At 62.1% G+C, this 26,278-nt stretch carries 24 protein-coding genes; 14 read left to right on the top strand and 10 right to left on the bottom strand.

Features of this window, described 5'->3' with window-relative positions:
- Positions 1-159 precede the first annotated feature (159 nt).
- Complete coding sequence (locus AO268_RS07765; protein ID WP_099168352.1) at positions 160-1,809, bottom strand: acyl-CoA dehydrogenase family protein; 1,650 nt, start codon at positions 1,807-1,809, stop codon at positions 160-162.
- 88 nt (positions 1,810-1,897) lie between these two features.
- Positions 1,898-4,267, bottom strand: coding sequence for a hybrid sensor histidine kinase/response regulator (locus AO268_RS07760; RefSeq protein ID WP_099168351.1), 2,370 nt, complete (start codon positions 4,265-4,267; stop codon positions 1,898-1,900).
- Between the two features lie 285 nt (positions 4,268-4,552).
- Between AO268_RS07760 and AO268_RS07755 the strand changes: the two genes are divergently transcribed.
- The 4 genes from AO268_RS07755 to AO268_RS07740 all read left to right on the top strand — a co-directional run bounded on the left by AO268_RS07755 (position 4,553) and on the right by AO268_RS07740 (position 8,073).
- Positions 4,553-5,350, top strand: a complete 798-nt coding sequence (locus AO268_RS07755) for a hydroxymethylpyrimidine/phosphomethylpyrimidine kinase (protein WP_076964210.1) — start codon at positions 4,553-4,555, stop codon at positions 5,348-5,350.
- 18 nt (positions 5,351-5,368) lie between these two features.
- Positions 5,369-5,992: a thiamine phosphate synthase gene (gene thiE / locus AO268_RS07750; protein ID WP_099168350.1), complete on the top strand. Its 624-nt coding sequence runs from the start codon at positions 5,369-5,371 to the stop codon at positions 5,990-5,992.
- A 17-nt stretch (positions 5,993-6,009) separates the two neighbouring features.
- The gene (gene hemL / locus AO268_RS07745; protein WP_099168349.1) at positions 6,010-7,293 is read left to right on the top strand and encodes a glutamate-1-semialdehyde 2,1-aminomutase; all 1,284 of its coding nucleotides are present in this window, start codon (positions 6,010-6,012) and stop codon (positions 7,291-7,293) included.
- 225 nt (positions 7,294-7,518) lie between these two features.
- A complete protein-coding gene (locus AO268_RS07740) occupies positions 7,519-8,073 on the top strand; it encodes a tetratricopeptide repeat protein (protein WP_099168348.1) in 555 nt (184 codons plus the stop codon).
- Positions 8,074-8,191: 118 nt separating this feature from the next.
- On the opposite strand, the gene AO268_RS07735 is transcribed toward AO268_RS07740, so the two are convergent.
- On the bottom strand, positions 8,192-8,518 hold the full coding sequence (locus AO268_RS07735; RefSeq protein WP_003236992.1) for a DUF1820 family protein: 327 nt from the start codon (positions 8,516-8,518) through the stop codon (positions 8,192-8,194).
- Positions 8,519-8,650: 132 nt separating this feature from the next.
- Here AO268_RS07735 and miaB point away from each other — a divergent pair, with 132 nt between their 5' ends.
- From miaB to lnt, 5 genes are all read left to right on the top strand, one after another.
- Complete coding sequence (gene miaB, locus AO268_RS07730) at positions 8,651-9,979, top strand: tRNA (N6-isopentenyl adenosine(37)-C2)-methylthiotransferase MiaB (protein WP_003215455.1); 1,329 nt, start codon at positions 8,651-8,653, stop codon at positions 9,977-9,979.
- A 236-nt stretch (positions 9,980-10,215) separates the two neighbouring features.
- The gene (locus AO268_RS07725; RefSeq protein ID WP_029292238.1) at positions 10,216-11,220 is read left to right on the top strand and encodes a PhoH family protein; all 1,005 of its coding nucleotides are present in this window, start codon (positions 10,216-10,218) and stop codon (positions 11,218-11,220) included.
- The gene (gene ybeY, locus AO268_RS07720; protein WP_099168347.1) at positions 11,213-11,671 is read left to right on the top strand and encodes an rRNA maturation RNase YbeY; all 459 of its coding nucleotides are present in this window, start codon (positions 11,213-11,215) and stop codon (positions 11,669-11,671) included. The genes AO268_RS07725 and ybeY overlap by 8 nt, the downstream gene beginning before the upstream one ends.
- A 42-nt stretch (positions 11,672-11,713) precedes the next feature.
- Entirely contained in the window at positions 11,714-12,553 is an 840-nt protein-coding gene (locus tag AO268_RS07715; RefSeq protein ID WP_005791724.1) for an HlyC/CorC family transporter, read from the top strand.
- An 8-nt stretch (positions 12,554-12,561) separates the two neighbouring features.
- The gene (gene lnt, locus AO268_RS07710) at positions 12,562-14,085 is read left to right on the top strand and encodes an apolipoprotein N-acyltransferase (RefSeq protein WP_076964205.1); all 1,524 of its coding nucleotides are present in this window, start codon (positions 12,562-12,564) and stop codon (positions 14,083-14,085) included.
- Between the two features lie 123 nt (positions 14,086-14,208).
- Here lnt and AO268_RS07705 read toward each other — a convergent pair whose 3' ends face one another.
- Positions 14,209-14,970 (bottom strand): YdcF family protein, encoded by a 762-nt coding sequence (locus tag AO268_RS07705; protein WP_099168346.1) that lies wholly within the window; start codon positions 14,968-14,970, stop codon positions 14,209-14,211.
- Between the two features lie 85 nt (positions 14,971-15,055).
- Positions 15,056-15,370, bottom strand: a complete 315-nt coding sequence (locus tag AO268_RS07700; protein ID WP_076964203.1) for a hypothetical protein — start codon at positions 15,368-15,370, stop codon at positions 15,056-15,058.
- 262 nt (positions 15,371-15,632) lie between these two features.
- On the opposite strand from AO268_RS07700, the gene leuS reads away from it, so the two are divergent.
- The 5 genes from leuS to AO268_RS07675 all read left to right on the top strand — a co-directional run bounded on the left by leuS (position 15,633) and on the right by AO268_RS07675 (position 21,797).
- On the top strand, positions 15,633-18,239 hold the full coding sequence (gene leuS / locus AO268_RS07695) for a leucine--tRNA ligase (RefSeq protein ID WP_099168345.1): 2,607 nt from the start codon (positions 15,633-15,635) through the stop codon (positions 18,237-18,239).
- A gap of 90 nt (positions 18,240-18,329) precedes the next feature.
- Complete coding sequence (locus AO268_RS07690; protein WP_076964201.1) at positions 18,330-18,935, top strand: LPS-assembly lipoprotein LptE; 606 nt, start codon at positions 18,330-18,332, stop codon at positions 18,933-18,935.
- A gap of 39 nt (positions 18,936-18,974) precedes the next feature.
- Positions 18,975-20,012, top strand: a complete 1,038-nt coding sequence (gene holA / locus AO268_RS07685; protein WP_076964200.1) for a DNA polymerase III subunit delta — start codon at positions 18,975-18,977, stop codon at positions 20,010-20,012.
- 233 nt (positions 20,013-20,245) lie between these two features.
- A complete protein-coding gene (arfA, locus tag AO268_RS07680; RefSeq protein ID WP_032861705.1) occupies positions 20,246-20,410 on the top strand; it encodes an alternative ribosome rescue factor ArfA in 165 nt (54 codons plus the stop codon).
- Between the two features lie 61 nt (positions 20,411-20,471).
- The gene (locus AO268_RS07675) at positions 20,472-21,797 is read left to right on the top strand and encodes a lytic murein transglycosylase (RefSeq protein ID WP_099168344.1); all 1,326 of its coding nucleotides are present in this window, start codon (positions 20,472-20,474) and stop codon (positions 21,795-21,797) included.
- Positions 21,798-21,864: 67 nt separating this feature from the next.
- On the opposite strand, the gene AO268_RS07670 is transcribed toward AO268_RS07675, so the two are convergent.
- The 5 genes from AO268_RS07670 to AO268_RS07650 form a co-directional block, all read right to left on the bottom strand.
- Positions 21,865-22,797, bottom strand: coding sequence for a S66 peptidase family protein (locus AO268_RS07670; protein WP_099168343.1), 933 nt, complete (start codon positions 22,795-22,797; stop codon positions 21,865-21,867).
- 173 nt (positions 22,798-22,970) lie between these two features.
- Positions 22,971-23,972, bottom strand: coding sequence for a lipoyl synthase (lipA, locus tag AO268_RS07665; protein WP_162493910.1), 1,002 nt, complete (start codon positions 23,970-23,972; stop codon positions 22,971-22,973).
- A gap of 25 nt (positions 23,973-23,997) precedes the next feature.
- Positions 23,998-24,645, bottom strand: a complete 648-nt coding sequence (lipB, locus tag AO268_RS07660) for a lipoyl(octanoyl) transferase LipB (protein ID WP_076964196.1) — start codon at positions 24,643-24,645, stop codon at positions 23,998-24,000.
- Positions 24,645-24,920, bottom strand: coding sequence for a DUF493 domain-containing protein (locus tag AO268_RS07655; protein WP_029292256.1), 276 nt, complete (start codon positions 24,918-24,920; stop codon positions 24,645-24,647). Before AO268_RS07655 ends, lipB begins: the two co-directional genes overlap by 1 nt.
- A gap of 85 nt (positions 24,921-25,005) precedes the next feature.
- A complete protein-coding gene (locus AO268_RS07650) occupies positions 25,006-26,163 on the bottom strand; it encodes a D-alanyl-D-alanine carboxypeptidase family protein (RefSeq protein ID WP_029292257.1) in 1,158 nt (385 codons plus the stop codon).
- Positions 26,164-26,278: the final 115 nt, after the last annotated feature.

Genomic DNA, 26,278 nt, shown 5'->3' with positions numbered 1-26,278 from the left:
CTGCCAGACGCAAACTCTGAATTGGAATGCCCACTGAAGATCAATGCAACCGCTGTGGGAGCTGGCTTGCCTGCGATGGCAGCGGGTCAGCCAATATAGAGGTAGCTGACCCACCGCTATCGCAGGCAAGCCAGCTCCCACATTGTTTACCGGGTTTATTCAGAGCGATGGGGTTGAGCGGGCGACAATGGCCTGCACCTCCACCCCCCGTGGCAAGGTGCCATATACCCGCCCCGATGACTCGCCCAGGCGGCTGGCCATAAACCCATCGCTGACACTGGCATTGCCCGCCTCCAGCAGCAACTTGGCCTGCAACGCCACGGCGATGTCTTCGGTCAATTGCCGCGCCCGGTACTGAATGTCCTGGGTGTCCATAAACGCCAATTTCAACTGCTCGATATGCCGGGCCAGGCGTTTATCGCCATGCCCGTTCCCCAGTTCGACAAACAATGTCTCCAGCACGCCCGGCTCTTTCGACAAGGCCCGCAGCACGTCCAGGCATTGCACGTTACCGGAACCTTCCCACGTCGAATTGACCGGTGCCTCACGGTACAGGCGCGGCAGGATGCTGTCCTCGACATACCCGGCGCCGCCCATGCATTCAGCGGCTTCGTTGATCATCGCCGGCGCGCGCTTGCAGATCCAATACTTGCCCACCGCTGTCACCAGCCGCGCGAACTTGGCTTCCTGCTCATCGTCCAGATGGTCCAGCGCCCGGCCCATGCGCAGGCTCAGGGCCAGGGCCGCCTCGCTTTCCAGGGCCAGGTCGGCCAGCACGTTTTGCATCAACGGTTGCTCACTGAGCACGCGGCCACCGACTGAGCGATGAGCGCAATGATGACTGGCCTGGGTCAGCGCCTGACGCATCAGGGAACTGGAACCGACCATGCAATCGAAACGGGTCATGGCCACCATCTCGATGATGGTCGGTACGCCACGGCCTTCTTCGCCGACCATCCACGCCAGGGCACCGCGGAATTCGACTTCGCTGGAGGCGTTGGAACAGTTGCCGAGTTTGTTTTTCAGGCGCTGGATATAGAACGGGTTGCGTGTGTCATCCGGGCGGTGCCGGGGCAGCAGGAAACAAGTCAGACCCTTGTCCGTCTGGGCCAGGGTCAGGAAGGCATCGCACATCGGCGCCGAGCAGAACCACTTGTGCCCCACCAGTTCATAGGCCTGGCCAGGGCCGCCGGCACCCACGGGATAGGCACGGGTGGTGTTGGCACGCACATCGGTGCCGCCCTGTTTCTCGGTCATGGCCATGCCGATGGTTGCACCGGCCTTGTGGGCGATGCCGACATTGCGCGGGTCATATTCGGTGTTGAGGATTTTCGGCAGCCAGCTATCAGCCAGGTCTGGCTGCAGGCGCAGGGCCGGCACGCAGGCGAAGGTCATGGTCAGCGGGCAACCGGTGCCGGCTTCGGCCTGGCTGTGCAGGTAGCCCAGGGCCGCGCGGGCGACATGGGCGCCAGGCTGGGGATGGGCCCAGGGCAACGACGGCAGGCCATGCTCGACGGCGGTGCGCATCAACTCATGATAGGCCGGATGAAACTCCACCAGGTCAATGCGGTGCCCATAGCGATCATGGCTGTTGAACACCGGTTTGTTCTGGTTGGCCAGGAACCCCGCCGCCATCAGCGGCCCGCCCGCCAAGGCGCCGTAGGCATCGATACGCGCCTCGGCCCAACCCGCGCCAAAGCGCCGCGACCACTCCTGCAGGGGCAGGTCGAGGCGATACAGGTTGGCGCCGTCCAATGACGGCGGCTGGTTGGTAACGTCGTGGGTTTCGGCGAACTGGTGCAGATTCATGACGGGCCTCCTGATAAAAGGCCACGTTCATTGAGGCCTTGAATTCAGTTAAGCATCGTCACCGCCCTTAAAAAAGTGGCATATACGCCTAACTGCCGGCGCTTTCACCCTCTAGCGGGCACAACAGGCGCCGTTGCAATACGCCCTGCAACAGCTCGAAACGCACCGGCTTGAGCAACTGCTCGGTCAGGCCGATGCCGTGACAATGCTGGCGTGCGCTGCCTTGCAGGGAGTCGCTCAAGGCGATCACCGGCAGCTCGCCGCAGCCTGGCAAGGCCCGGACCTGGCAACACAGGGAAAAACCATCCTCGGGCACATCCAGCAGCACCGCATCAAACGTCCCCTCCTGCAGCATCGCCAGGGCCGCCGGGCCGCTGTCCGCGACTTTTACCCGGTAACCCAGCTTGAGCAACATGCCACGCAACACCAACTGCGTGACGCTGTTGTCATCCACCAGCAGGACCGTGCAGTCCTGTGGCGCGCGGTGCAGATCAACAGCGCGGGCCGGCTCCGGTGGCACCGCAATGACCGCCACCTCCAACTGGAAGCGACTGCCTTTGCGCGGTTCGGAATGATGGGTCAGGCGCCCGCCGAGCAACTCGATCAGCTGCCGGCAGATCGCCAGGCCAATGCCCAGGCCGCCATATTCGCGGGTGGTCGAGCCATCCACCTGGAAGAAACGCTGATACAGGGTCGCCTCATCCAGCTGTGCAAACCCAATCCCGGAATCGGTGACGATAAAGGTCAGGTGCAAATGGCCATCGGCCCGGGGCACGCCCACCACACGCACGCGCACCGCGCCTTGGTGGGTGAACTTGAAGGCGTTATCCAGCAGGCATTCCAGGCACTGCATCAGTTTGCCTGCATCGCCCTCCAGGCGATCCGGCAGTTCACCCGCCACGTCGATGGAAAACGCCAGCCCCTTGCCTTGGGCATTGCCGCGAAATTGCTGGCGCAAGGTATCGAGCACCCCGCGCAGGCTGAACACTTGCGGCTGCGCGCTCAAGCGGCCGGCTTGCAACTCGGTGAGGGTGAGAATGCCGTTGACCATGCGCATCATGTCCCGCGCCGAGCCGGCGGCGGTTTGCTGGTACTGCGCCAGGTCCCCGGCCAGGGGCACGGTCTGCATCAGCTCCAATGAACCAATCACCCCATTCATCGGCGTGCGCAGCTCATGGGTCAGGGTCGCGAGGAACTCGTCTTTCAACTGGTTGCTGTGGGCCAGTTGCTGGTTGAGCACTTCCAGTTTCTGGCTGGCATCAAACAGGATTTGCGCCTGCTGTTCGCGCATCGCGTTGATCCGGTCAGCCAGGGCCAGGGACAACAGGGCGACTTCGATGGCCGAGCCGATCTGGCTGGAATACATGGTGAGAAACACGTTGGGCAGGTAGCCCAGCACCATCAGCGTATTGACCACCCCGCCGATCAGGAACGCCGACCAGGCGATGATGAAATACCGCGCCACCCGCTGGCCACAGCACCAGGCCTTGATCCCGGCGACAAAGATGGTCACGGTGAAAACCAGCGCCAGCGCGGTCGCCAGGCGCAAGGCCAGGGCATAGCTGGTCATCAGCGACAACAGCATCACCGCCCCCCCCGTGCCCACCAGCACCAGCAGCAGCCGGTCAAGCCAACGGCTGTAGAGGGCGGTGTGCAGGAAGCTGCGGGCAAACAGGCTGCCGAACAACGCCGAGGCGCCGATCAGGAACGGCGTCGCCGCATTCGCCCACCAGGGGTTGTCGGGCCAGAAATATTCCACCGCCGCGCCATTCACCGAGAGCTGGTACAGGCCGAACGAGGCGATATAGAGGATGTAATAGAGGTAACTGGTGTCACGCACACTGAGGTAGATAAACAGGTTGTACACCAGCATGCCCAGCAGCACGCCGTAGATCAGGCCCAGCACATACAGGCGCAGCGGCTGGTCTTCCAGGTAGGCGGTGCTCGACCACAGGGTCAGCGGTGCCTGGATCGAACCTTCGCTTTGCAGGCGCAGGTAGAGGGTTTTCTGCTCGCCCGCCTTGAAGTCGACAGTGAACAAGTAGTTGTTCTGGCGGACCTCGCGGCTGGCAAAGGGCAATGCGTCCCCGGTACGCCCAGCCAGGCGGTAGCCACCGACCTCATCGGGGACGTACAACTCAAGATGATCAAGGGGCGGGTAGGCCGGCTCCAGCAGCCAGGTGCGCGGGGCGTGGGGCTCCCTGGGCAGGTAATGCAGGTCGACCTTGAGCCAGAATGCCGAGCGCGAATAGCCGGCATTGAGGGTGTCTTTATCATGGTGGGTGTAGCGACTGGCCAGTGCCGCTGAACGGGCCTCGGCGATGGTGATGCCGCCACTTGGGTCTTCCAGTACTTGCATGACCCGGCCCAGGGGAAGGCTGCGGGTGGTTTCATTGAACTCGACGGCGCCGGCCAGCATCGGCAGCCCGCACAAGAGAAACATCAGCAAATAGCGCATAGAGCCCCAGCGTGGCCTGTCCGGTGATGTCAAAAGCCCCCCATTCCTTTTGAGAAGACGTACACCGGCATACATTAAGTTGTTTGGATCCACTCTAGCATAGCCGGTAAAGGCCAAAAGACACCATTGAAATAATTTTTTGAAAGGCTCTAGGACGGGGCTTTCAGCGTGCCAACGCCTGGAAATAAATGATGGCTTATAGCCATTTTTCCGCATCTTTTAGTGTGAAATACAGGCACCGCCCAACAGCCACGCAAAAAGCGTTTGGTGGTAAGCTCGCGCACCATGAATATCTACAGCTCTCGCCCCGTTGTCCTCTGTCTCTCCGGCCATGATCCCAGTGGTGGCGCCGGCTTGCAGGCAGATATCGAAGCCCTGCTCGCCCAAGGCTGTCATGCGGCCCCGGCCGTGACCGCGCTGACCGTGCAGAACACCGTGAATGTCAGCGACTTCCGCGTGCTCGACCGCGAGTGGGTATTGGCCCAGGCCAATGCCGTGCTCGGCGACTCGCAAGTTGCGGCGGTCAAGCTGGGCATGCTCGGCTCCACGGTGATGGTCGATACCGTGGTCGAACTGCTCCAGCAGCACCCACACCTGCCGGTGGTCTGCGACCCGGTGCTGCGCGCCGGTGGCGGCGGCAGCCTGGGCAAGGATGAAGTCGGCTATGCAATGCGCGAGCGGCTGTTGCCCCTGTCGCTGATTGCCACGCCCAACCTGCCTGAAGCCCGCATCCTCGCCGAACTGCCCGACGGCACGGCGGACGAATGCGCCGAGAAACTGCTGCCGTTTATCAAGCACCTGTTGATCACCGGCGGCCACGGCGACGAGCATGAAGTGCACAATCGCCTATACAGCCGCGACGGCACGCGCCGCACCTTCACCTGCCAGCGCCTGCCTGGCAGCTATCATGGCTCCGGTTGCACCCTGGCCAGCGCCCTGGCCGGTCGCCTGGCCCAGGGCGAAGGCCTGGCCAGCGCCGTGGAGTCGGCACTCAATTACACCTGGCGCACCCTGCGCGATGCCGAACAACTGGGCCACGGCCAATTTGTACCGCGTCGCCTGCCATTGGATTTCTGTGGGTAATCTCAAGGGGCCTGCTCGATGAAACTACGTGGCCTGTACGCCATTACCGACAGCCAACTATTGGCCGGTAAGTTCCTGTCCTACGTCGAGGCCGCGCTGGAAGGCGGCGTGACCTTGCTGCAGTACCGCGATAAAAGCAGCGACGAGGCCCGGCGCCTGCGCGAAGCCGAGGCGCTGCGTGAATTGTGCTCGCGCTACAAGACCCAACTGATCATCAACGACGATGCCGAGCTGGCCGCGCGCCTGGGCGTCGGCGTACATCTGGGGCAGACCGACGGCCCGCTGACCCCGGCCCGGGCGCTGCTCGGGCGCAATGCCATCATCGGTTCCACCTGCCACAGCCAGATCGAACTGGCCGAACAGGCCGCACGCGAAGGCGCCAGCTATGTTGCCTTTGGGCGCTTCTTCAATTCCACGACCAAGCCCGGCGCGCCCGCGGCCACCGTTGAACTGCTCGCCCAGGCCCGCGCCCGCTTGCAGGTGCCGATCTGCGTGATCGGCGGCATCACCCTGGAAAACGCCGCGCCCCTGGTGGAACACGGTGCCGATCTGCTGGCGGTGGTCCACGGCCTGTTCGGTGCCGACAGCCCCCAGGACGTGACGCGCCGCGCCCGCGCCTTCAACGAACTCCTTAAATCCTGAATTCAGAGAGCCTGCCCATGTCTCGTTCCGAAACCCTGTTTGCCAATGCCCAGAAACATATCCCCGGTGGTGTGAACTCCCCCGTGCGCGCATTCAAGAGCGTCGGTGGCACGCCGTTGTTCTTCAAGCACGCCGAAGGCGCCTACGTCACCGATGAAGATGACAAGCGCTATGTGGACTACGTGGGTTCCTGGGGGCCGATGATTCTTGGCCACAGCCATCCCGACGTGCTGGACGCGGTACGCAAGCAACTGGAGCACGGCCTGTCCTACGGCGCGCCCACCGCCATGGAAACCGAGATGGCAGACCTGGTGTGCTCGATCGTGCCGTCGATGGAGATGGTGCGCATGGTCAGCTCCGGCACCGAAGCGACCATGAGCGCGATTCGCCTGGCCCGTGGTTTCACCGGCCGCGACAGCATCATCAAGTTTGAAGGCTGCTACCACGGCCACTCCGACAGCCTGCTGGTCAAGGCCGGTTCCGGCCTGCTGACCCAGGGCGTACCGAGTTCGGCCGGCGTGCCGGCGGCGTTTGCCAAGCACACCCTGACCCTGCCGTTCAATGACATCGCTGCCGTCGAAACCATGCTCAGCGAAGTCGGCCAGGAGGTGGCGTGCATCATCGTCGAGCCGGTGGCCGGCAATATGAACTGCGTGCCGCCAGCGCCCGGTTTCCTGGAAGGCCTGCGCACCCTGTGCGACCAGCACGGCGTGGTGTTGATTTTCGATGAAGTGATGACCGGCTTTCGCGTCGCCCTCGGTGGCGCCCAGGCTTACTACGGCGTGACGCCAGACCTGAGCACCTTCGGCAAGATCATCGGCGGCGGCATGCCGGTGGGCTGCTTCGGCGGCAAGCGCGAAATCATGCAGCACATCGCGCCGCTGGGCCCGGTCTACCAGGCCGGCACCCTGTCCGGTAACCCGCTGGCCATGGCCGCCGGCCTGACCACCCTGCGCCTGATCAGCCGCCCGGGCTTCCATGCCGAGTTAAGCGACTACACCACGCGCATGCTCGACGGCCTGCAACAACGCGCCGATGCGGCAGGCATTCCGTTCGTCACGACCCAGGCCGGTGGCATGTTCGGCCTGTATTTCAGCGGTGCCGACGACATCGTGACCTTTGACGATGTGATGGGCAGCGATGCCAACCTGTTCAAGCGCTTCTTCCACCTGATGCTCGAAGGTGGCGTGTACCTGGCGCCGAGTGCCTTTGAGGCCGGTTTCACCTCCATCGCCCATGGCGAGACCGAGCTGAAACTGACCCTGGATGCTGCCGAACGTGCCTTCGCCGCATTGAAGTAAGCCAGCCACAACCTGACGCCGCCCCTGGCGGCGTCAGATTTGTTACCTTGCTTACAGAAATTTCCTCGTTTTTTCGAGAAATCACCTGCAATCCGGCAGATAACTTGCCCACGCAGCAGAAAAACGAGTAAAGACTTTGTAAGCAGAGGCCTGCTTATTTCATAATGCGCGCTTATTGGATCCCCACGTGGCTCCACGCGCCCCGTCAGAGGTAAGTCGATTCCCATGAAACGCACCGGCCGCACCCTGGTTCTGGGCTGCCTGTTGCTCCTTCAGCCGCTGCTTGCGCATGCACAAGCGGGCGGTAACTCATTGTTGATCCCGGCGATGGGGCGTTGCACCCTCAATACTCAGCCCGACAGCCAGGCCGAGGCGCTGAGCGCCTGCCAGGCACTGGCCGATGGCGGGGATGCGCAGGCGCAATACGAGCTGGGCGAATTCTTCTACGACGACAAAAACCCTGCCCGTGATCTCAATAAAGCCTTGAGCTTCTTTGAGAAGGCCTCGTTGCAGGGGCATGCCGAGGCGCAGTTCAAGCTGGGCAGCATGTTCTTCCATGGCGAAGGCGTACCGGCCAATAACGTGCAGGCGTATATCGTGCTGAAGATGGCGGCGGTCAATGGCGCCGAAGAGGCGCTCGACACCGCTGACGAAGTGGCCGAACACATGCAGCGCGATGAGCTGGAAGTGGCGACCCAGGTGCTGGGGCAGATTTTCCGCAATTACCTGCAGGAACTGCAGAGCGCGGATGGGCGTTCGCCTTTTTCGCCGCTGCCCTGACATTATCTAAACCCGTCTCCCCCCATCGCAGGCAAGCCAGCTCCCACATTTGAATGTATTCACAAATCAAAATGTGGGAGCTGGCTTGCCTGCGATGGGCGCGACGCGGTCTAAAAGCCTACTTCTCAGGCATCGGCATCGGAAACGGCATGACATTGCTCACACCCCGCGCCTCGCTGATCTTGGGCGTGCCCAGGCGCTCGACTTCGTCGATGCGCACAATCGAATGCATCGGCACAAAACTGCGCACCACGCCTTCAAACTGGGCCTTGAGTTTTTCCTCGCCCGGATCGACGACCAGCTGTGTGCGCTCGCCAAAGACGAACTCTTCCACTTCCAAAAAGCCCCACAGATCACTTTGATAGATCTGCTTGGCGTACATTTCGAACACCTGGCCTTGGTTAAGGAAAATCACCTTGTAGATTGGAGCTTCACGTTTGGTCATGGGGGGCGGGCAGCACATCGGCGGATATAAATGAGGGCGCGAACTATAGCATGGCACCCGATGCACAGTGCTAGGAACCAATGGGCATGCCCCCTATAATGCGCGGTTCTTTACCACCAGTTGACGATTCCCATGGCCAAGAAGCTTTACATCGAAACCCACGGTTGCCAGATGAACGAGTACGACAGCTCGCGCATGGTCGATCTGCTGGGTGAACATCAGGCCCTGGAAGTCACGGCTCGCGCCGAAGATGCCGACGTGATCCTGCTCAATACCTGCTCGATCCGCGAACGGGCCCAGGACCGGGTCTACTCGCAGCTGGGCCGCTGGCGCGAACTGAAACTGGCCAACCCGGACATGGTGATCGCCGTCGGCGGTTGCGTGGCCAGCCAGGAAGGCGCCGCCATTCGCGACCGCGCGCCCTATGTCGACGTGGTCTTCGGCCCGCAGACCCTGCACCGCCTGCCGGAAATGATCGACGCCGCGCGTATCACCAAGCTGCCGCAGGTGGACGTCTCGTTCCCGGAAATCGAAAAATTCGACCATTTGCCCGAACCACGCATCGACGGCCCCAGTGCCTATGTGTCGGTGATGGAAGGTTGCAGCAAGTACTGCACCTTCTGCGTGGTGCCGTATACCCGTGGCGAAGAAGTCAGCCGGCCGTTCGACGACGTGCTGGCGGAAATCATCCACCTGGCCGAAAACGGCGTGCGGGAAGTGACCCTGCTGGGGCAGAACGTCAACGGCTACCGGGGCCAGACCCACGATGGGCGCCTGGCGGACCTGGCCGAGCTGATTCGCGTGGTCGCGGCGGTAGACGGCATCGAGCGCATTCGCTACACCACCTCCCACCCGCTGGAGTTCTCCGACAGCCTGATCCAGGCTCACGCCGAAGTGCCGGAGCTGGTCAAGCACCTGCATTTGCCGGTGCAATCGGGTTCGGACCGCATCCTTTCGGCGATGAAGCGCAACCACACGGCCCTGGAGTACAAGTCCAAGCTGCGCAAACTGCGCGCCGCCGTGCCGGGCATCTGCATCAGTTCGGACTTTATCGTCGGCTTCCCCGGCGAGACCGAGAAAGACTTCCAGCAGACCATGAAGCTGATTGAAGACGTCGGTTTCGACTTCTCCTACTCCTTCGTCTACAGCCAGCGCCCGGGCACCCCGGCTGCCGACCTGCTGGACGAAACCCCGGAGGCGCTGAAAAAGGAGCGCCTGAACGCGCTGCAACATCGCCTCAACCAGCAGGGGTTCGAGATCAGCCGACAAATGGTCGGTTCGACCCAGCGCATCCTGGTCACCGATTACTCGAAAAAAGACCCGGGCGAGTTGCAGGGACGCACCGAGAACAATCGGATCGTCAACTTCCGTTGCGATAACCCCACGCTGATCGGCCAGTTCGCCGACGTGCACATCGACGCGGCGCAACCGCACTCGCTGCGCGGCTCGTTGATCAACTGACGCGGCGGATTCGGGACAAATGCAGATCAAATGTGGGAGCTGGCTTGCCTGCGATAGCGATGTAACAGGCGGTATCTCTTTTGAATGGACCGGCCCTATCGCAGGCAAGCCAGCTCCCACAGGGGTTCTTCGTTGCTCCTGAGAGCGAACCCAGGCCATTTAAGTGCTTTCGCACACCGGCGGCTGGCGTTATCCTCTATTTCACCTAAACAGCCAAAGGGCGGCTAAAAGCAACCTTGAACGCACCCATAGCAGAACCCCATCGTTTCCTCCTCGAGCCGTTTGAGGCTCGTCGTTTCGCCAACCTGTGCGGACAGTTCGACGAGCACCTGCGCCTGATCGAACAACGCCTGAGCATCGAGATCCGCAACCGCGGCAACCAGTTCGAGCTGATTGGCGAACCCCAGCACACCACGTCTGCAGAAAACCTGCTGCGTCGCCTCTACCGCGAAACCAAGGGTAGCGAGCTGTCGCCGGAAACCGTGCACCTGTACCTGCAGGAATCCGCCGTAGAAGACCTGGCCAACAACCCGGTGGCCGAAGCCAGCGTGGCGCTGCGCACCAAAAAAGGCATGATTCGCCCGCGCGGCTTGAATCAGCAGCGCTATGTCAAGGAAATCCTCGGCAACGACATCAACTTCGGTATCGGCCCGGCCGGCACCGGCAAGACCTACCTGGCGGTGGCCTGTGCAGTGGACGCCCTGGAGCGTGAACAGGTGCGACGCATCCTGTTGGTGCGCCCAGCAGTGGAAGCGGGCGAAAAACTGGGCTTTCTGCCCGGCGACCTGGCCCAGAAGATCGACCCGTACCTGCGCCCGCTGTACGACGCACTGTATGAAATGCTCGGTTTTGAATACGTGGCCAAGCTGATCGAGCGCCAGGTGATCGAGATCGCCCCGCTGGCCTATATGCGCGGCCGCACCCTGAACAACAGCTTCATCATCCTCGACGAAAGCCAGAACACCACCGTCGAGCAGATGAAGATGTTCCTGACCCGCATCGGCTTTGGCTCCACGGCCGTGATCACCGGCGATATCACCCAGGTCGACCTGCCCAAGGGCACCAAGTCGGGCCTGGGCCAGGTGATCGAGGTGCTCAAGGACGTACCGGGCATCAGCTTTACCCACTTCATGCCCAAGGACGTGGTGCGTCACCCGCTGGTACAGCGCATTGTCGAAGCCTACGAGCGCTTTGAACACCGCGACGACGGGCTGTCCAAGGACAACCGCCGCGATGCTTGAGCTTGATCTGCAACTGGCCACCCAAGCGCCAGCCCCCAGCGAAGAACAGTTCCGCCAATGGTGCACACTGGCCCTGCGCCAGCGCAGCGCCGACTCGGAACTGACCATTCGTCTGGTGGATGAACCTGAAGGCCGCGAACTGAATCACACCTGGCGCCAGAAAGACTACGCGACCAATGTGCTGTCGTTCCCCGCCGATGTGCCGGATGAACTGCTGGATATCCCGTTGCTGGGTGACCTGGTGATCTGCGTCGCGGTGGTGGAGCGCGAGGCAAAGGAACAAGGCAAGGCCCTGGAGGCCCACTGGGCCCATTTGGTCATGCACGGCTGCTTGCATCTGTTGGGTTACGACCATATAGATGATGAAGAAGCCGAAGAAATGGAAGCACTGGAACGAACGTTGCTTGCAGAGTTGGGGCACCCTGACCCCTATGCAGACGACGAACACTAATCGACACTCAACTGAAACAATCAAGGATTTAGAGTAATCGCTATGAGCGAAGACCGATCGAGCAACGGGCAAAAGTCATGGCTGGGTAAACTGACCCAGGCTTTTGCCCACGAGCCGAAAAACCGCCAGGAGCTGCTGGAGCTGCTGCGCGAGGCCCATCAGAACAAGTTGCTGGACAGCGAAGCGCTGGCCATCGTCGAAGGCGCCATCCAGGTGGCTGACCTGCAAGTCCGGGACATCATGGTCCCGCGCTCGCAGATGATCAGCATCAAGGCGACCCAGACCCCACGGGAATTCCTCCCGGCCGTGATCGACTCGGCGCACTCGCGCTACCCGGTGATCGGCGAAAGCCATGACGACGTCATGGGTGTCCTGCTGGCCAAGGACCTGCTGCCGCTGATCCTCAAGGAGAACGGCGACAGCTTCAACATCAAGGACCTGCTGCGGCCTGCGACCTTCGTACCCGAGTCCAAGCGCCTGAATGTGCTGCTGCGCGAGTTTCGCGCCAACCACAATCATATGGCCATCGTGATTGACGAATACGGCGGCGTCGCAGGCCTGGTGACCATCGAAGACGTGCTGGAACAGATCGTCGGCGATATCGAAGACGAACACGACGTCGAAGAAGACAGCTACATCAAGCCGCTGCCCAGCGGGGACTTCCTGGTCAAGGCACTGACGCCGATCGAGAACTTCAACGAGTTCTTCGACAGCGAATTCTCCGACGATGAGTTCGACACTGTCGGCGGCCTGGTAATGAGTGCCTTTGGCCATCTGCCCAAGCGCAACGAAACCACCGAGATCGGCGCCTACCGCTTCCGCATCCTGAATGCCGATAGCCGTCGTATCCACCTGATCCGCCTGACACCTATTGCCCGCTAAGGACTGATATGCGCCGTCTCACCGCACCCGGCTGGCCCGGTAACCTGCTGGCCGTGGTGGCCGGTGCTATCACCACCCTGGCGCTGGCGCCGTTCGATATCTGGCCGCTGGCGCTGGTGGCGGTCGGGGTGTTCTATGCCGGGATGTGCCAACTGACACCCCGCCAGGCCTTCGGGCGTGGCTGGTGTTTCGGTTTTGGCCTGTTTGGCGCGGGCACCAGCTGGATCTACTACAGCATCCATCACTTTGGCGGCGCTTCGGTATTGCTGGCCGGGCTGTTGATGCTGGCGTTCACCGCCGCGATTGCCTTGTTCTTTGCCCTGCCCGCCTGGCTCTGGGCCCGCTGGCTGCGCCGTAACGAAGCGCCCCTGGCCGATGCCCTGGCGTTTGCCGCGCTGTGGGTGGGCCAGGAAGCATTTCGCGGCTGGTTCCTGACAGGTTTCCCCTGGTTGTACTCCGGTTATAGCCAGCTCGACGGCCCGCTGGCCGGGCTCGCACCGTTGGGTGGGGTATGGCTGATTTCGTTTGCCCTGGCCTTGAGCGCAGCGTTGCTCGTCAACCTGCCGCGCTTGCTGGCGACCAGGCGCAACGCGTTTATCGGCGCGGGCCTGGTGCTGCTGGTTGCGCCCTGGGCGATTGGCCTGGCGCTCAAGCATCACGCCTGGACCAGCCCCGCTGGCGAGCCGCTAAGCGTCGCGGCGATCCAGGGCAATGTCGAGCAAAGCATGAAGTGGGACCCGGCGCAGCTCAACGCGCAACTGGCGCTGTACCGCGACATGAGCTTTGCCTCCAAGCGCGTAGACCTGCTGATCTGGCCGGAAACTGCCGTGCCGGTGCTCATGGAGTCCGTCGAGGGCTACCTGGGGATGATGGGCAAGTTCGCCGCCGACCGGAACGCGGCGATGATCACCGGCGTGCCGATCCGCCAGGAAGTGCGTCATGAAAAGCGCTACTTCAATGGCATCACCGTGGTCGGCCAGGGTGATGGCACCTATTTGAAGCAAAAGCTGGTGCCCTTTGGCGAGTACGTACCATTGCAGGATGTATTGCGCGGCCTGATTGCGTTCTTCGACCTGCCGATGTCGGACTTTGCCCGCGGTCCCGAAGACCAGGCACTGCTGCAAGCCAAGGGCTATCAGATCGCGCCGTATATCTGCTACGAAGTGGTCTACCCGGAGTTCGCCGCCGGCCTCGCCGCCCGCAGCGACTTGCTGCTGACCATCAGCAATGACACCTGGTTCGGCACCTCCATCGGCCCCTTGCAGCACCTGCAAATGGCCCAGATGCGCGCCCTGGAAGCCGGCCGCTGGATGATCCGCGCCACCAACAACGGCGTGACCGGCCTGATCAACCCGTTCGGGCAGATCACCGAGCAGATCCCGCAGTTCGAGCGCGGCATTCTCTATGGCGAGGTCGTGCCCATGCACAACCTGACGCCGTACCTGCAATGGCGTTCGTGGCCGCTGATCATCCTGTGCCTGGGGCTGTTTGGCTGGGCGCTGCTGGCCGGGCGCATGGCCAAGACCGTCTGACACCCAATGTGGGAGCGGGCTTGCCCGCGATGGAGGTGGGTCAGTCACTAAAAATTCTGACTGATACACCGCCATCGCGGGCAAGCCCGCTCCCACACAAGCCCCACATTTTGATGTGCGCCGTTAACGGTAGAACAAGCGGTAACCCACCTGCCCGACCGCCTCATTAATCAACTGCCCGCTCTGCCAGATCGACTTGAATTCCGGCATCCAACCGCCCAACGGCCGGGCATTGTCCACCCCCAGGAAGCCGACCGGCGCCGGCACCACGGTAAAGCCGGCCTTCTCGAAGCTCCACACCGAACGCGGCATATGCCAGGCCTGGGTCACGATCACCACGCGCTTGACGCCCTGGGGCAGCAGGATCTCGGCGCTCATCTGCGCATTTTCCCAGGTGGTGCGGCTGCGCTCTTCCTTCCAGCGCACGGCCACGCCAAAGTCATCCTGCATCGACACCGCCATCAACTGCGCCTCGCTGGGCGGCGTGCCGTAGTGCAGGCCGCCGCTGGTCAGCACCGGCAGCCCCGACGCCTTGGCCAATCGCGCCGCATAGCGCTGACGCTCCAGGCCGATCCCGGTCGGCTGATCAGCGCCCCAGGCCGGGTCCCCCCGCTCGCGGCCCGAGCCCAGCACCACAATGGCATCGGCCCGTTGCGCCAGGCTGTCCCAGTCTTCCACGGCCAGTGGGGGCTCGGTTTCCAGGGCGCGGGCGCCCCACTCCACCATCACCGGCAAGCTGATCAGCCACATCCCGCCAAACCCCAGGGCAAAACACACGCCGGCCAAGCGTGGACGGGTGCGGCGAAACCACCAGGCAAGGGCCAGCAGCAGCAAGAGAATGCCGGGCGGCAGCAATAATTGTTTGATGAAATAACGAATAGGCATCGAGCATCTCCAAAGATGCCCGAAGCCTAAGGTGTAACGGGGTTTAGCGACAATCTTTACCCGTGTGGAACAGGCACTGAAGTGGTTACTTGAACCGTACGGCGCGGATTTCCGGGCCGCGAGCGGCCGACAAGTCCTTGAGCCATACCACCTTGGACGATCGCACAGGCTCCCTGGCTGGCACAGGCGCCACCCATTGCGGGACTGGGCGGGCGTTCAAGTCCAGGTAGGCCTTGATCACCTCGAACTCTGCGGGGCTCAAACCGCGCAGTTCCAACTCTGCGGGCCGCTCGTCACGCAATCGGCCCGCGGTTCTTGCCGCATCCAGCGCTCGACCCAAGCGGTCGATCAGTCCTTCATACACTTCCGGTTTCGTTATCATTCGCTGCGAATCAACCATCCCCTCACCTCATTAAAGATAAGTCTCACTCCCCAATAAACAGCGTAGCTGCGCTGACGGAACCAACCGGGTGCCGCGACCAACGGCCTGCACTGCGCAATCAGGGTTTCCCTCGATAGAGCGGGGTCATGTATGCTACGGCGCTTCCTGTAACTCCACTTCCCGCAGGGTTTGGGCACGGACGCGCCGCTTTTTGGTGTCGATCAACCCGGACAATGCACCGAAGAGGATTAGGCCACCCCTATTCAGTTCAAAAGTAGCCATGCACGAACACTATCAGCCCCGTGAAATAGAAAATGCCGCCCAAACTTTCTGGGACGAGCAAAAGTCCTTTGAAGTCAGTGAACAGCCAGGCAAGGAGACTTACTACTGCCTATCGATGTTCCCTTACCCCAGCGGCAAACTACACATGGGGCACGTGCGTAACTACACCATCGGCGACGTGATTTCCCGCTACCAGCGCATGCTCGGCAAGAATGTCCTGCAACCTATGGGTTGGGACGCCTTCGGCATGCCCGCGGAAAACGCCGCGATGAAAAACAACGTAGCGCCCGCCAAGTGGACCTACGAAAACATCGCCTACATGAAGACCCAGCTGCGCAGCCTGGGCCTGGCCGTGGACTGGTCCCGCGAAGTGACCACCTGCAAGCCGGACTACTACCGCTGGGAACAATGGCTGTTCACCCGCCTGTTCGAGAAAGGCGTGATCTACAAAAAAAGCGGCACCGTGAACTGGGACCCGGTCGACCAGACCGTCCTGGCCAACGAGCAGGTGATCGACGGTCGCGGCTGGCGTTCCGGCGCGCTGATCGAGAAGCGCGAAATCCCGATGTACTACTTCAAGATCACCGCCTACGCCGATGAACTCTTGTCGAGCCTCGACGACCTGCCGGGCTGGCCTGAACAGGTCAAGACCATGCAGCGCAACTGGATCGGCAAGTCCAAGGGCATGGAAGTGCAGTTCCCGTACAACGTCGATTCCATAGGCGTTGCTGGCGCCCTGAAAGTCTTCACCACCCGCCCGGACACCCTGATGGGCGCGACCTACGTCGCCGTGGCCGCCGAACACCCGCTGGCCACCCTGGCCGCCCAGAACAACCCTGAGCTGCAGGCCTTTATCGCCGAATGCAAAGGCGGCAGCGTGGCCGAAGCCGACGTCGCCACCCAGGAGAAAAAGGGCCTGCCGACCTCGCTGTTCGTCGAGCACCCGCTGACCGGCGAAAAGCTGCCGGTCTGGGTCGCCAACTATGTGCTGATGCACTACGGCGATGGCGCAGTAATGGCCGTGCCCGCCCATGACGAGCGCGACTTTGAATTCGCCACCAAATACAACCTGCCGATCAAGTCCGTGGTGCGCACCAGCTCCGGTGAAACCAACCCGGCCCCGTGGCAGGACGCCTATAACGAACACGGCACCCTGATCAACTCCGGCGAGTTCGACGGCCTGGACTTCGCAGGCGCCTTCGACGCCATGGAAGTCGCCCTGATCAAGAAAAACCTCGGTGCCTCGCGCACCCAGTTCCGCCTGCGCGACTGGGGTATCAGCCGCCAGCGCTACTGGGGTTGCCCGATCCCGATCATCCACTGCGAAAGCTGTGGCGACGTGCCAGTACCGGAAGACCAATTGCCGGTGATACTGCCCGAAGACGTGGTGCCGGACGGCGCCGGTTCGCCATTGGCGCGCATGCCCGAGTTCTACGAGTGCAGTTGCCCGAAATGCGGCCAGCCTGCCAAGCGCGAAACCGACACCATGGACACCTTCGTCGAGTCCTCGTGGTACTACGCCCGCTACGCCTCGCCGCACTATGAAGGCGGCCTGGTGGAAAAATCCGCGGCCGACCACTGGTTGCCGGTGGACCAGTACATTGGTGGCATCGAGCACGCGATCCTGCACCTGCTGTACGCGCGCTTCTTCCACAAGCTGATGCGTGACGAAGGGCTGGTCAGTTCCAACGAGCCGTTCAAGAACCTGCTGACCCAGGGCATGGTGATCGCCGAGACGTACTATCGCCGCGAAGCCAATGGCGCCTACACCTGGTTCAACCCGGCGGACGTGGAGCTTGAGCGTGACAGCAAGGCCAAGGTCATCAGCGCCAAGCTGAAATCCGACGGCCTGCCGGTGGAAATCGGCGGCACCGAGAAGATGGCCAAGTCGAAGAACAACGGCGTCGACCCTCAGTCGATGATCGATCAGTTCGGCGCCGACACCTGCCGCCTGTTCATGATGTTCGCCTCGCCGCCCGACATGAGCGCCGAATGGTCCGACTCCGGCGTCGAAGGTTCGCACCGCTTCCTCAAGCGCGTCTGGCGCCTGGCGCACGCCCATGTCAGCCAGGGCCTGCCGGGCAAACTGGACGTGGCGTCGTTGAGCGACGAGCAAAAGCTCATTCGCCGCAGCACCCACCTGGCGATCAAGCAAGCCGGCCAGGACGTGGGCCAGCACCACAAGTTCAACACCGCCATCGCCCAGGTGATGACGCTGATGAACGTGCTGGAAAAAGCGCCACAGGCCACCGAACAGGACCGCGCCTTGGTACAGGAAGGCCTGGAAACCGTCGTCCTGCTGCTGGCGCCGATTACCCCGCACATCAGCCACGACCTGTGGAGCCAGTTGGGCCACAGCGGCGCGGTGATCGATGCCCCATGGCCCACAGCAGATGACAGCGCCCTGGTACAGGACACCCTGCAACTGGTGATTCAGGTCAACGGCAAGCTGCGCGGCCAGATCGATATGCCGGCCAGCGCCAGTCGCGAAGAAGTCGAAGCCGCCGCTCGCAGCAATGAGAACGTGCTGCGCTTCACCGAAGGCCTGACGATCCGCAAAGTGATCGTGGTGCCCGGCAAACTGGTCAATATCGTCGCAAGCTAATCGGATCGGGCGCCAGGGCAAGAGCCCCGGCGCCGAACAAAACCTCCAGGGCCTCGATAAGGCCCACATGGTTTCAAGGGGAGCAATAAAATGATCAAACGCAACCTGCTGGTGATGGGCCTTGCCGTACTGCTGAGCGCTTGCGGCTTCCAGCTGCGCGGCACCGGCACCACGGAACTGGCGATCAAGGAACTGGATGTCAGCGCACGCAACGCCTATGGCGAAACCGTGACCCAGCTGCGTCAAACCCTGGAAAACAGCGGCGTCAAAGTCTATAACGGTGCGGCTTACAAGCTGGTGTTGGTCGATGAGAAAGAGACCCAGCGCAACCTCAGCTACGCCAGTGCCGGCCGCTCTTCGGACATCGAATTGAGCAACGTGCTCATGTTCCAGATCCAGGGCCACGACCAGTTGCCGCTGATCAGCGACAAGCTGCAAGTGCAGAAAGTCGTGACCCATGACGGCAACAACCTGGTGGGTTCCGACACCGAGGTCACTCAGGTGCGTAATGAAATGCGCCGTGACCTGGTCCAGCGGATGGTCCTGCGCCTGCAGATGATCAGCCCGGCCCAGCTCGATGCCCTGCAGCAGACTGCCGACGCCAAGGCCAAGGCAGACGCCGAGGCACTGAAAGCCGCGCAGGACTATGAAAACAGCGTGCCGAAACAGTCGCCTGTTGAAGTCCCTGCCGAGTAAACCAGGCGGGGCGCGTCATGCGCCCCGTCCATCCAGCCTATGAAACTCGCCCCCGCCCAACTCGCCAAGCACCTGCAAGGCAACCTCGCGCCTGTGTACATCGTCAGTGGCGATGATCCGCTGCTGTGCCAGGAAGCCGCCGACACCATCCGCCAGGCTGCGCGCCAGCAAGGCTTTGATGAACGCCAGGTGTTCAGCGCCGACGCCAGCTTCGACTGGGGCACCCTGCTCCAGGCCGGGGCCAGCATGTCGCTGTTTGCCGAAAAACGCCTGCTGGAGCTGCGCCTGCCCTCGGGCAAGCCCGGCGACAAAGGCGCGGCGGCCCTGATGGAATATTGCGCCCGCCCCGCCGAGGACACGCTGCTGCTGATCAGCCTGCCCAAGCTCGATGGCAGCGCGCAGAAAACCAAATGGGGCAAGGCGCTGGTGGAAGGGCCGCAGACCCAGTTCATCCAGATCTGGCCGGTCGACAGCAGTCAGTTGCCGCAATGGATCCGCCAGCGCCTGTCCCAGGCCGGGTTGTCTGCCAGCCAGGACGCGGTCGAGCTGATCGCCGCCCGGGTTGAAGGCAACTTGCTGGCCGCAGCCCAAGAGATCGAAAAGCTCAAGCTGATGGCCGAAGACGGGCAGATTACCGTCGAAACCGTGCAAGGTGCGGTGGCCGACAGTGCGCGTTTTGACGTATTCGGGTTGGTGGACGCGATACTCAATGGCGAACCAGCCCATGCACTGCGTATGCTCGAAGGGCTACGCGGCGAAGGCGTGGAACCGCCAGTGATTCTCTGGGCCCTGGCCCGGGAGTTGCGCCTGCTGGCCAATATTGCCCTGCAATACAGCCAGGGTACGCCGCTGGACAAGGCTTTCAGCCAAGCCCGCCCTCCAGTATGGGACAAGCGCAAGCCCCTGATGAGCAAGGCCCTGCAACGGCACTCGGCGCAACGCTGGGCGCAATTGTTGCTCGAAGCCCAGCGCATCGACGCGCAGATCAAGGGCCAGGCCGCCGGGTCGCCGTGGATGAGCTTGAGTCGTTTGTCGCTGCTTATGTCCGGCCAGCGCCTGGCACTGCCTGCCGAATAAGAAATCCCCCCAGACAACGCAATACCCATGTGGGAGCGGGCTTGCTCGCGATAGCGGTGGGTCAGTCAAGTATCCATTAACTGACCCACCGCTATCGCGAGCAAGCCCGCTCCCACAAAACCTCTGCAACATTTAGACCGAGGTCATTTCCTACATCACGCCGGGCTGGACAGCCGCCAAACTTCGGCAGATGATTTGCACCGCACCACCCACCCCATCGGAGCGTCCCGATCATGAGCAAAAAGCCATCCAAGCATGGCCCCAACAAGGCCAAATCCCTTATCGCCCAGCCGTTGTTCCGCAGTCGCCAGGAACGCGCCGGCAAAGGCAAAGGCAGCTACCGCCGCGAAGCCTTCCAGTCTAATAGCTGGGAGGCTTCTTACTTTCTGGCTGCCTGAAGGCAAGCGCCCCTCTGGCATGATAAGGTCTGCACCTGATTCGTATTTCCTGGACCTGTGCATGCCCTCTAGTCTTTCCCGTCGTTGGCACCTTCGCCAATTGATTGCCGCCTCCAGCCTGATCCTGTTAGTCGCCTGCGCCGAAAAACCCACCGCCGCCGACGCTCAGCCCCTGCCCACGCTCCAGACCGCACCGGTTGCCGCACCCGCCGTAGTTGCGCCCCTGTCCGTGACCAATTTCGATATCCAACCAACCCAGACCTTCGCCCAATGGCAGGCAGGTTTTCGCATCGAGGCCCTGAAAGCCGGGATTACCCCTGCGGTGTTCGACACCGCCTTCGCCAACGTCAGCCCCGACATGGCGGTTATCCGTGCCGACCGCAGCCAACCGGAGTTTTCCCGCCCGGTATGGGAATACCTCAACGGTGCCCCGTCCGCAGTGCGCGTGCGCAATGGCCAGGCCCTGCTGATCAAGCATGCCGATATCCTGCAAAGCATCGAACAGCGCTACGGCGTTGATCGCCAGGTGCTGGTCTCGGTGTGGGGCATGGAAAGCAACTTCGGCGCGTTCCAGGGCAATAACTCGGTGATCCGCTCCCTGGCGACCCTGGCCTACGAAGGCCGCCGCCCGGCGTTCGCCCAGGCGCAGTTGCTGGCCGCGCTGCAAATCATCCAGCACGGTGACATCCCGGCCGAACAGATGCGTGGCTCCTGGGCCGGGGCCATGGGCCAGACCCAATTCATACCGACCACCTACAACACTCACGCCGTGGATTTCGATGGCGACGGTCGCCGCGATATCTGGAACAGCTCGGCCGACGCCCTCGCCTCCACCGCCCACTACCTGCAAAGCTCGGGCTGGCAGAAAGGCCAACCATGGGGCTTTGAGGTGCAGCAGTTGCCGGAGAATTTCGACTACGCCCTGGCCGATGGCGTGGGGCGCAAGCCGGTGGGCGAGTGGTTGAAACTCGGGCTGCGGGTGCCAGCCGGTGCCAGCGTGCCGCCCAATGTCGAAACGCTGTCGGCCGCCCTGCTGCTGCCGGCCGGCCATCGTGGCCCGGCGTTCCTGGTGCTGGACAACTTCCGCGCAATCCTCAAGTACAACAACTCGTCGTCCTATGCCCTGGCGGTCGGCCTGCTGTCCGAGCGTTTTGCCGGTGGCGGGGTGATTCGCGGGGATTGGCCAACGGATGAACTGCCACTGACCCGCACCCAGCGTATCGAATTGCAGACGGTGTTGAGTGCCAAGGGGTACGAGGCTGGCAACCCGGATGGGATTATCGGCGCTAACACGCGTAAGGCGATTCGTGCGGCGCAGCAGTCGTTGGGCTGGCCGGCGGATGGGTATCCGACGGTGAAGCTGCTGGAGTCGTTGCAGAACCGCTAGAACTGCGTAAGGCGTCTACCGCCATCGCGAGCAAGCTCGCGATGGCGGTAGAGCAGGCAAAAACCCCTCAGGATTTGAACACCACATCCTGCTCCAGCACCAAGCACTGCTCCCCCGCATCCAGGCGCACCAGGGCGCCCATCGGCAAGGTCAGGTTCGGGTCGCAATGGCCGCTGCGCCAGCCGGACAGGACCGGAATGCACAACGGTTCAAAGGTCTGCTTCAGCAGCCGCTCCAGCGCCCCGCTCTCCACCCCTGCCACATCCCCCACCAACACACCGCGCACCTGCGCCAGCTTGCCCGCCAGGCGCAAGTGCGTCAGCAGGCGGTCAATGCGATAGAGCGGTTCGTTGACGTCCTCGATAAACAGAATGATGCCCTCGGCATCAAGCTCGTACGGCGTGCCCATCACAGCCGCGATCATCGACAGGTTGCCCCCCAGCAGGCGTCCATAGGCGATGCCAGGCTCAATGGTGGTCAACGGGTACGCCACAGGGTGCGCCAGCACACTGCCAGCGCCCAGTTGCCCACGGAGTAGGCTGAACAGTGATGATTCGGTGGGTTGTTGCTTGTCACCGAGCAGGTCGGCATTGAGCATCGGGCCGTGGAAGGTCACGAAGCCGGCATAGCGGCTGATCGCCAGGTGCAGCGCGGTGATATCGCTGTAGCCGACGAAGGGCTTGGGATTGGCCGCCAGCAGCTCGAAATCCACGCTATCGAGCAGGCGTGGGGTGCCGTAGCCACCGCGCAGGCAGAAGATGGCGTCGATCTCAGGATCGGCAAAGGCCGCGTGCAGGTCGCGCAGGCGTACTTTATCGCTGCCGGCCAGGTAGCCATCGCGCTCATACACCCCCGAGAAAATCCGCAGCTCGTAGCCACGGGCGCGCATCCAGTGCCCGGCCTTTTCAACATCCAGCGCAGCGGGGCCGGCGGGAGCGATGAGGCCGATCACGCCTTCGGCGCGCAGGGCGGGGACGGCGGTGGCGGGCGGGTTGGTCATCCTTGGTTCTCCCTATTCTGTACAGCGCAACGAACTGTGGGAGCGGGCTTGCCCACGATACAGACGCCTCGGTGTATCAGTTGCACCGAGGCGATGCTATCGCGGGCAAGCCCGCTCCCACACAAGCCAGCTCCCACACACGCCCATCCAGGCAAATGGATCGGCGCTAAGGCTTAGGAAACCAGGCTGGCCTTGACCAGCTTGGCCTGCTCGTCGGCATGGTACGACGAACGCACCAACGGGCCCGACGCAACGTTTTTAAAGCCCATCTTGTAGCCTTCTTCGGCAAACCAGGCAAAGGTGTCCGGGTGCACGAAACGCTGCACCGGCAAGTGGCTGCGCGACGGTTGCAGGTACTGGCCGAGGGTCAGCATATCGATGTCGTGCTCGCGCATGCGCTTCATGACTTCGATGACTTCTTCGTCGGTTTCGCCCAGGCCCAGCATCAGGCCGGACTTGGTCGGGATATGCGGCATCATCTGCTTGAATTTCTGCAGCAGGGTCAGCGACCACTGGTAGTCCGACCCCGGGCGCGCGGCCTTGTACAGGCGTGGCACGGTTTCCAGGTTGTGGTTGAACACATCGGGCGGCTCGGCGGCGGTGATGTCCAGGGCGACGTCCATGCGGCCACGGTAGTCCGGGACCAGGGTCTCGAGCATCACGTTCGGCGACAGTTTGCGGATTTCACGGATGCAGTCGGCAAAGTGCTGGGCACCGCCGTCGCGCAGGTCATCGCGGTCTACCGAGGTGATCACCACGTACTTGAGTTTCAGGTCGGCGATGGCGATGGCCAGGCTTTCTGGCTCGTTGACGTCCAACGGTTTGGGCCGGCCGTGGCCCACGTCGCAGAACGGGCAGCGACGGGTGCAGATGTCCCCCATGATCATGAAGGTGGCGGTGCCGCCAGAGAAGCACTCCCCCAGGTTCGGGCAGGAGGCTTCTTCGCACACGCTGTGCAGCTTGTGTTTGCGCAACAGCGCCTTGATGCGGTCGACTTCCGGCGAGACCGGGATGCGCACACGGATCCAGTCGGGCTTTTTCGGCAGTTCGGTGGTCGGAATGATCTTCACCGGGATGCGTGCAACCTTCTCGGCGCCGCGCAGCTTGACGCCGGCTTCCACCTTGGCACGCGGAGCCGGGGCCGGACGCTCGGTAATGTCCAGCGTCGGGATCATGGTTTGCACAACATCAGTAGTCATATCAGTCGATTCCGCCCGTCAGGGTCGTCTGCTCAGCATAGTCGAGGTGTTTGACGAGCTGCGCGCGCAGCCGGGCACTTACCTCGGCAAATTCTAGGGGTGTTGCGTGATCGCTCAACTGGGTCATGGCCAAACCGGCGTAACCACAGGGATTGATCCGGCGAAACGGCGCCAGGTCCATGTCCACGTTCAAGGCCAGGCCGTGAAAGGAACAGCCATGGCGGATGCGCAGGCCCAGGGAGGCGATTTTCGCGCCGTCGACATACACACCAGGAGCATCGGGCTTGGCCACGGCAGTCACACCATAGCTGGCCAAAAGCTCGATCAGGCAGTTCTCCATGCGACTGACCAGCTCGCGCACGCCGTAACCCAGCTTGCGCACATCCAGCAGCAAGTACGCCACCAGTTGCCCGGGGCCATGGTAAGTCACTTGGCCACCTCGGTCGACCTGCACCACCGCAATATCACCCGGAAGTAGTAGATGCTCAGCCTTGCCGGCCTGGCCCTGGGTAAATACCGGTGGGTGCTCCACCAGCCAGATTTCGTCGGGCGCCGAGCTGCCGCGTTCATTGGTGAAGCGCTGCATGGCATGCCAGACGGGCTCGTAAGCCATCTGGCCGAGCTCGCGAAAGCCCAGGACCTGGGACATCACAACACCATGTGTACGAAACCGGTGGCTCGCAGTTCGCTGTTGATGTCGTAGAGCTGGTCTTGACCGGTTGCAACGATGTGCAACTGGATCGTGGTGTACTTACCGTTGGTGCTCAAGCGCTCATCCACACGGTTGTCGTTGATCGTTGCGTGTTTACGCATGATCTCGAGGATCTTGTCTTTGTTGCCCACACCGGTATCGCTGATCACCTTGACGGGATAATCCGTCACCGGGAATTCGATCTTTGGCGCCTTTACTTCTTTATCGGTCATGGCGAAACGGCCTCGTAAGCGGTAAGCCGTGGCGACGGGCAAGGCCCCGCGTCGGATCAACGCGGGGCCTTGCGGGTGCACACAATCAGTTGAACAAGCCGTAGAAGAATAGACGGATGCTATCCCACACGCGACGGAAGATACCACCTTCCTCAACAGCGTCGAGCGCGATCAGATCGGCGCTGTGTACGACTTTGTCGTCCAGCTTCACTTCGACTTTACCGATCACATCGCCCTTGGCGATAGGCGCGGTCAGTTGCGGGTTCATGGTCATGCTGGCAGCCAGTTTCTTGAGCTGGCCTTTAGGCATCGTCAAGGTCAGGTCGTCAGCCAGGCCGGCCTTGACTTGACGCTCGGTGCCTTTCCACACAGGAGCCTGGGCCAGTTCGGCGCCCTTCTGGTAGAAGGTCTGGGTTTCAAAGAAGCGGAAACCGTAGGTCAGCAGCTTCTGGGTTTCAGCCGCGCGGGCCTGTTCGCTGTTGGTGCCGAACACCACGGCGATCAGGCGCTGGCCATCACGCACAGCCGAAGACACCATGCAGTAGCCGGCTTCGTCGGTATGGCCGGTTTTCAGGCCGTCGACGGTCTTGTCGCGCCACAGCAACAGGTTGCGGTTAGGCTGCTTGATGTTGTTCCAGAAGAATTCCTTCTGGGAGTAGATGGCGTAGTGCACCGGGTCGACGCGAATGATCGCGCGCGCCAGGATCGCCATGTCATGGGCCGACGAGTAGTGGTCTGGGTTGGGCAGGCCGGTCGGGTTCATGAAGTGGCTGTTGGTCATGCCCAGGTCAGTCACGGTTTTGTTCATCATGTCGGCGAATGCATCTTCGCTGCCGGCGATGTGCTCGGCCAGGGCGACGCTGGCGTCGTTACCGGACTGGATGATGATGCCGTGCAGCAGGTCGCTCACCGTGACCTGGGAGCCGACCTTGATGAACATCCGCGAACCGCCGGTACGCCAGGCGTTTTCGCTGACGGTCACCGGATCGTTTTCACCGATCTGGCCACGACGGATTTCCAGGGTCGCGATGTAGGCGGTCATCAGCTTGGTCAGGCTGGCCGGCGGCAGGCGCTGGTCACCGTTGTTTTCGACCAGCACGTTGCCGCTGGCGGCATCCATGAGCACGTAGGACTTGGCGGCCAGTTGCGGTGGCGCTGGCATCATTTCGACGGCCCAGGCAGCGGGCGCGATGATCAGCGGGACAAGCAGGCACAGGCGTTTGGCTAAGGTGGTGATGTTCATCCGTCTCTCGAAATTGCTTATGGAAACTTGCCCTCGCGGGCAAAACTATTCAGACAGCCCGTTGCCAGGCTGTCGCGTATTCAGTTGCCAGCTCAACCCTTGCCTTCGGGTTTTT

It is taken from the genome of Pseudomonas sp. ICMP 8385, assembly GCF_002699915.1.
Classification (GTDB): domain Bacteria; phylum Pseudomonadota; class Gammaproteobacteria; order Pseudomonadales; family Pseudomonadaceae; genus Aquipseudomonas; species Aquipseudomonas gessardii.
This window is presented reverse-complemented; position numbering and strand designations above follow the sequence as displayed.

Excerpts from the sequence above, each read along its gene's own strand:
- AO268_RS07670 (WP_099168343.1), bottom strand. The coding sequence starts at position 22,797 with ATGACCAACCCGCCCGCCACCGCCGTCCCCGCCCTGCGCGCCGAAGGC.
- AO268_RS07760 (WP_099168351.1), bottom strand. The coding sequence starts at position 4,267 with ATGCGCTATTTGCTGATGTTTCTCTTGTGCGGGCTGCCGATGCTGGCC.
- holA (WP_076964200.1), top strand. The coding sequence starts at position 18,975 with ATGAAACTCGCCCCCGCCCAACTCGCCAAGCACCTGCAAGGCAACCTC.
- lipA (WP_162493910.1), bottom strand. The coding sequence starts at position 23,972 with ATGATCCCGACGCTGGACATTACCGAGCGTCCGGCCCCGGCTCCGCGT.
- AO268_RS07735 (WP_003236992.1), bottom strand. The coding sequence starts at position 8,518 with ATGACCAAACGTGAAGCTCCAATCTACAAGGTGATTTTCCTTAACCAA.
- AO268_RS07755 (WP_076964210.1), top strand. The coding sequence starts at position 4,553 with ATGAATATCTACAGCTCTCGCCCCGTTGTCCTCTGTCTCTCCGGCCAT.
- thiE (WP_099168350.1), top strand. The coding sequence starts at position 5,369 with ATGAAACTACGTGGCCTGTACGCCATTACCGACAGCCAACTATTGGCC.
- hemL (WP_099168349.1), top strand. The coding sequence starts at position 6,010 with ATGTCTCGTTCCGAAACCCTGTTTGCCAATGCCCAGAAACATATCCCC.
- AO268_RS07700 (WP_076964203.1), bottom strand. The coding sequence starts at position 15,370 with ATGGTTGATTCGCAGCGAATGATAACGAAACCGGAAGTGTATGAAGGA.
- lnt (WP_076964205.1), top strand. The coding sequence starts at position 12,562 with ATGCGCCGTCTCACCGCACCCGGCTGGCCCGGTAACCTGCTGGCCGTG.
- lipB (WP_076964196.1), bottom strand. The coding sequence starts at position 24,645 with ATGTCCCAGGTCCTGGGCTTTCGCGAGCTCGGCCAGATGGCTTACGAG.
- AO268_RS07675 (WP_099168344.1), top strand. The coding sequence starts at position 20,472 with ATGCCCTCTAGTCTTTCCCGTCGTTGGCACCTTCGCCAATTGATTGCC.
- arfA (WP_032861705.1), top strand. The coding sequence starts at position 20,246 with ATGAGCAAAAAGCCATCCAAGCATGGCCCCAACAAGGCCAAATCCCTT.
- leuS (WP_099168345.1), top strand. The coding sequence starts at position 15,633 with ATGCACGAACACTATCAGCCCCGTGAAATAGAAAATGCCGCCCAAACT.
- AO268_RS07765 (WP_099168352.1), bottom strand. The coding sequence starts at position 1,809 with ATGAATCTGCACCAGTTCGCCGAAACCCACGACGTTACCAACCAGCCG.
- AO268_RS07650 (WP_029292257.1), bottom strand. The coding sequence starts at position 26,163 with ATGAACATCACCACCTTAGCCAAACGCCTGTGCCTGCTTGTCCCGCTG.
- AO268_RS07740 (WP_099168348.1), top strand. The coding sequence starts at position 7,519 with ATGAAACGCACCGGCCGCACCCTGGTTCTGGGCTGCCTGTTGCTCCTT.
- AO268_RS07690 (WP_076964201.1), top strand. The coding sequence starts at position 18,330 with ATGATCAAACGCAACCTGCTGGTGATGGGCCTTGCCGTACTGCTGAGC.
- AO268_RS07655 (WP_029292256.1), bottom strand. The coding sequence starts at position 24,920 with ATGACCGATAAAGAAGTAAAGGCGCCAAAGATCGAATTCCCGGTGACG.
- ybeY (WP_099168347.1), top strand. The coding sequence starts at position 11,213 with ATGCTTGAGCTTGATCTGCAACTGGCCACCCAAGCGCCAGCCCCCAGC.
- AO268_RS07715 (WP_005791724.1), top strand. The coding sequence starts at position 11,714 with ATGAGCGAAGACCGATCGAGCAACGGGCAAAAGTCATGGCTGGGTAAA.
- AO268_RS07705 (WP_099168346.1), bottom strand. The coding sequence starts at position 14,970 with ATGCCTATTCGTTATTTCATCAAACAATTATTGCTGCCGCCCGGCATT.
- miaB (WP_003215455.1), top strand. The coding sequence starts at position 8,651 with ATGGCCAAGAAGCTTTACATCGAAACCCACGGTTGCCAGATGAACGAG.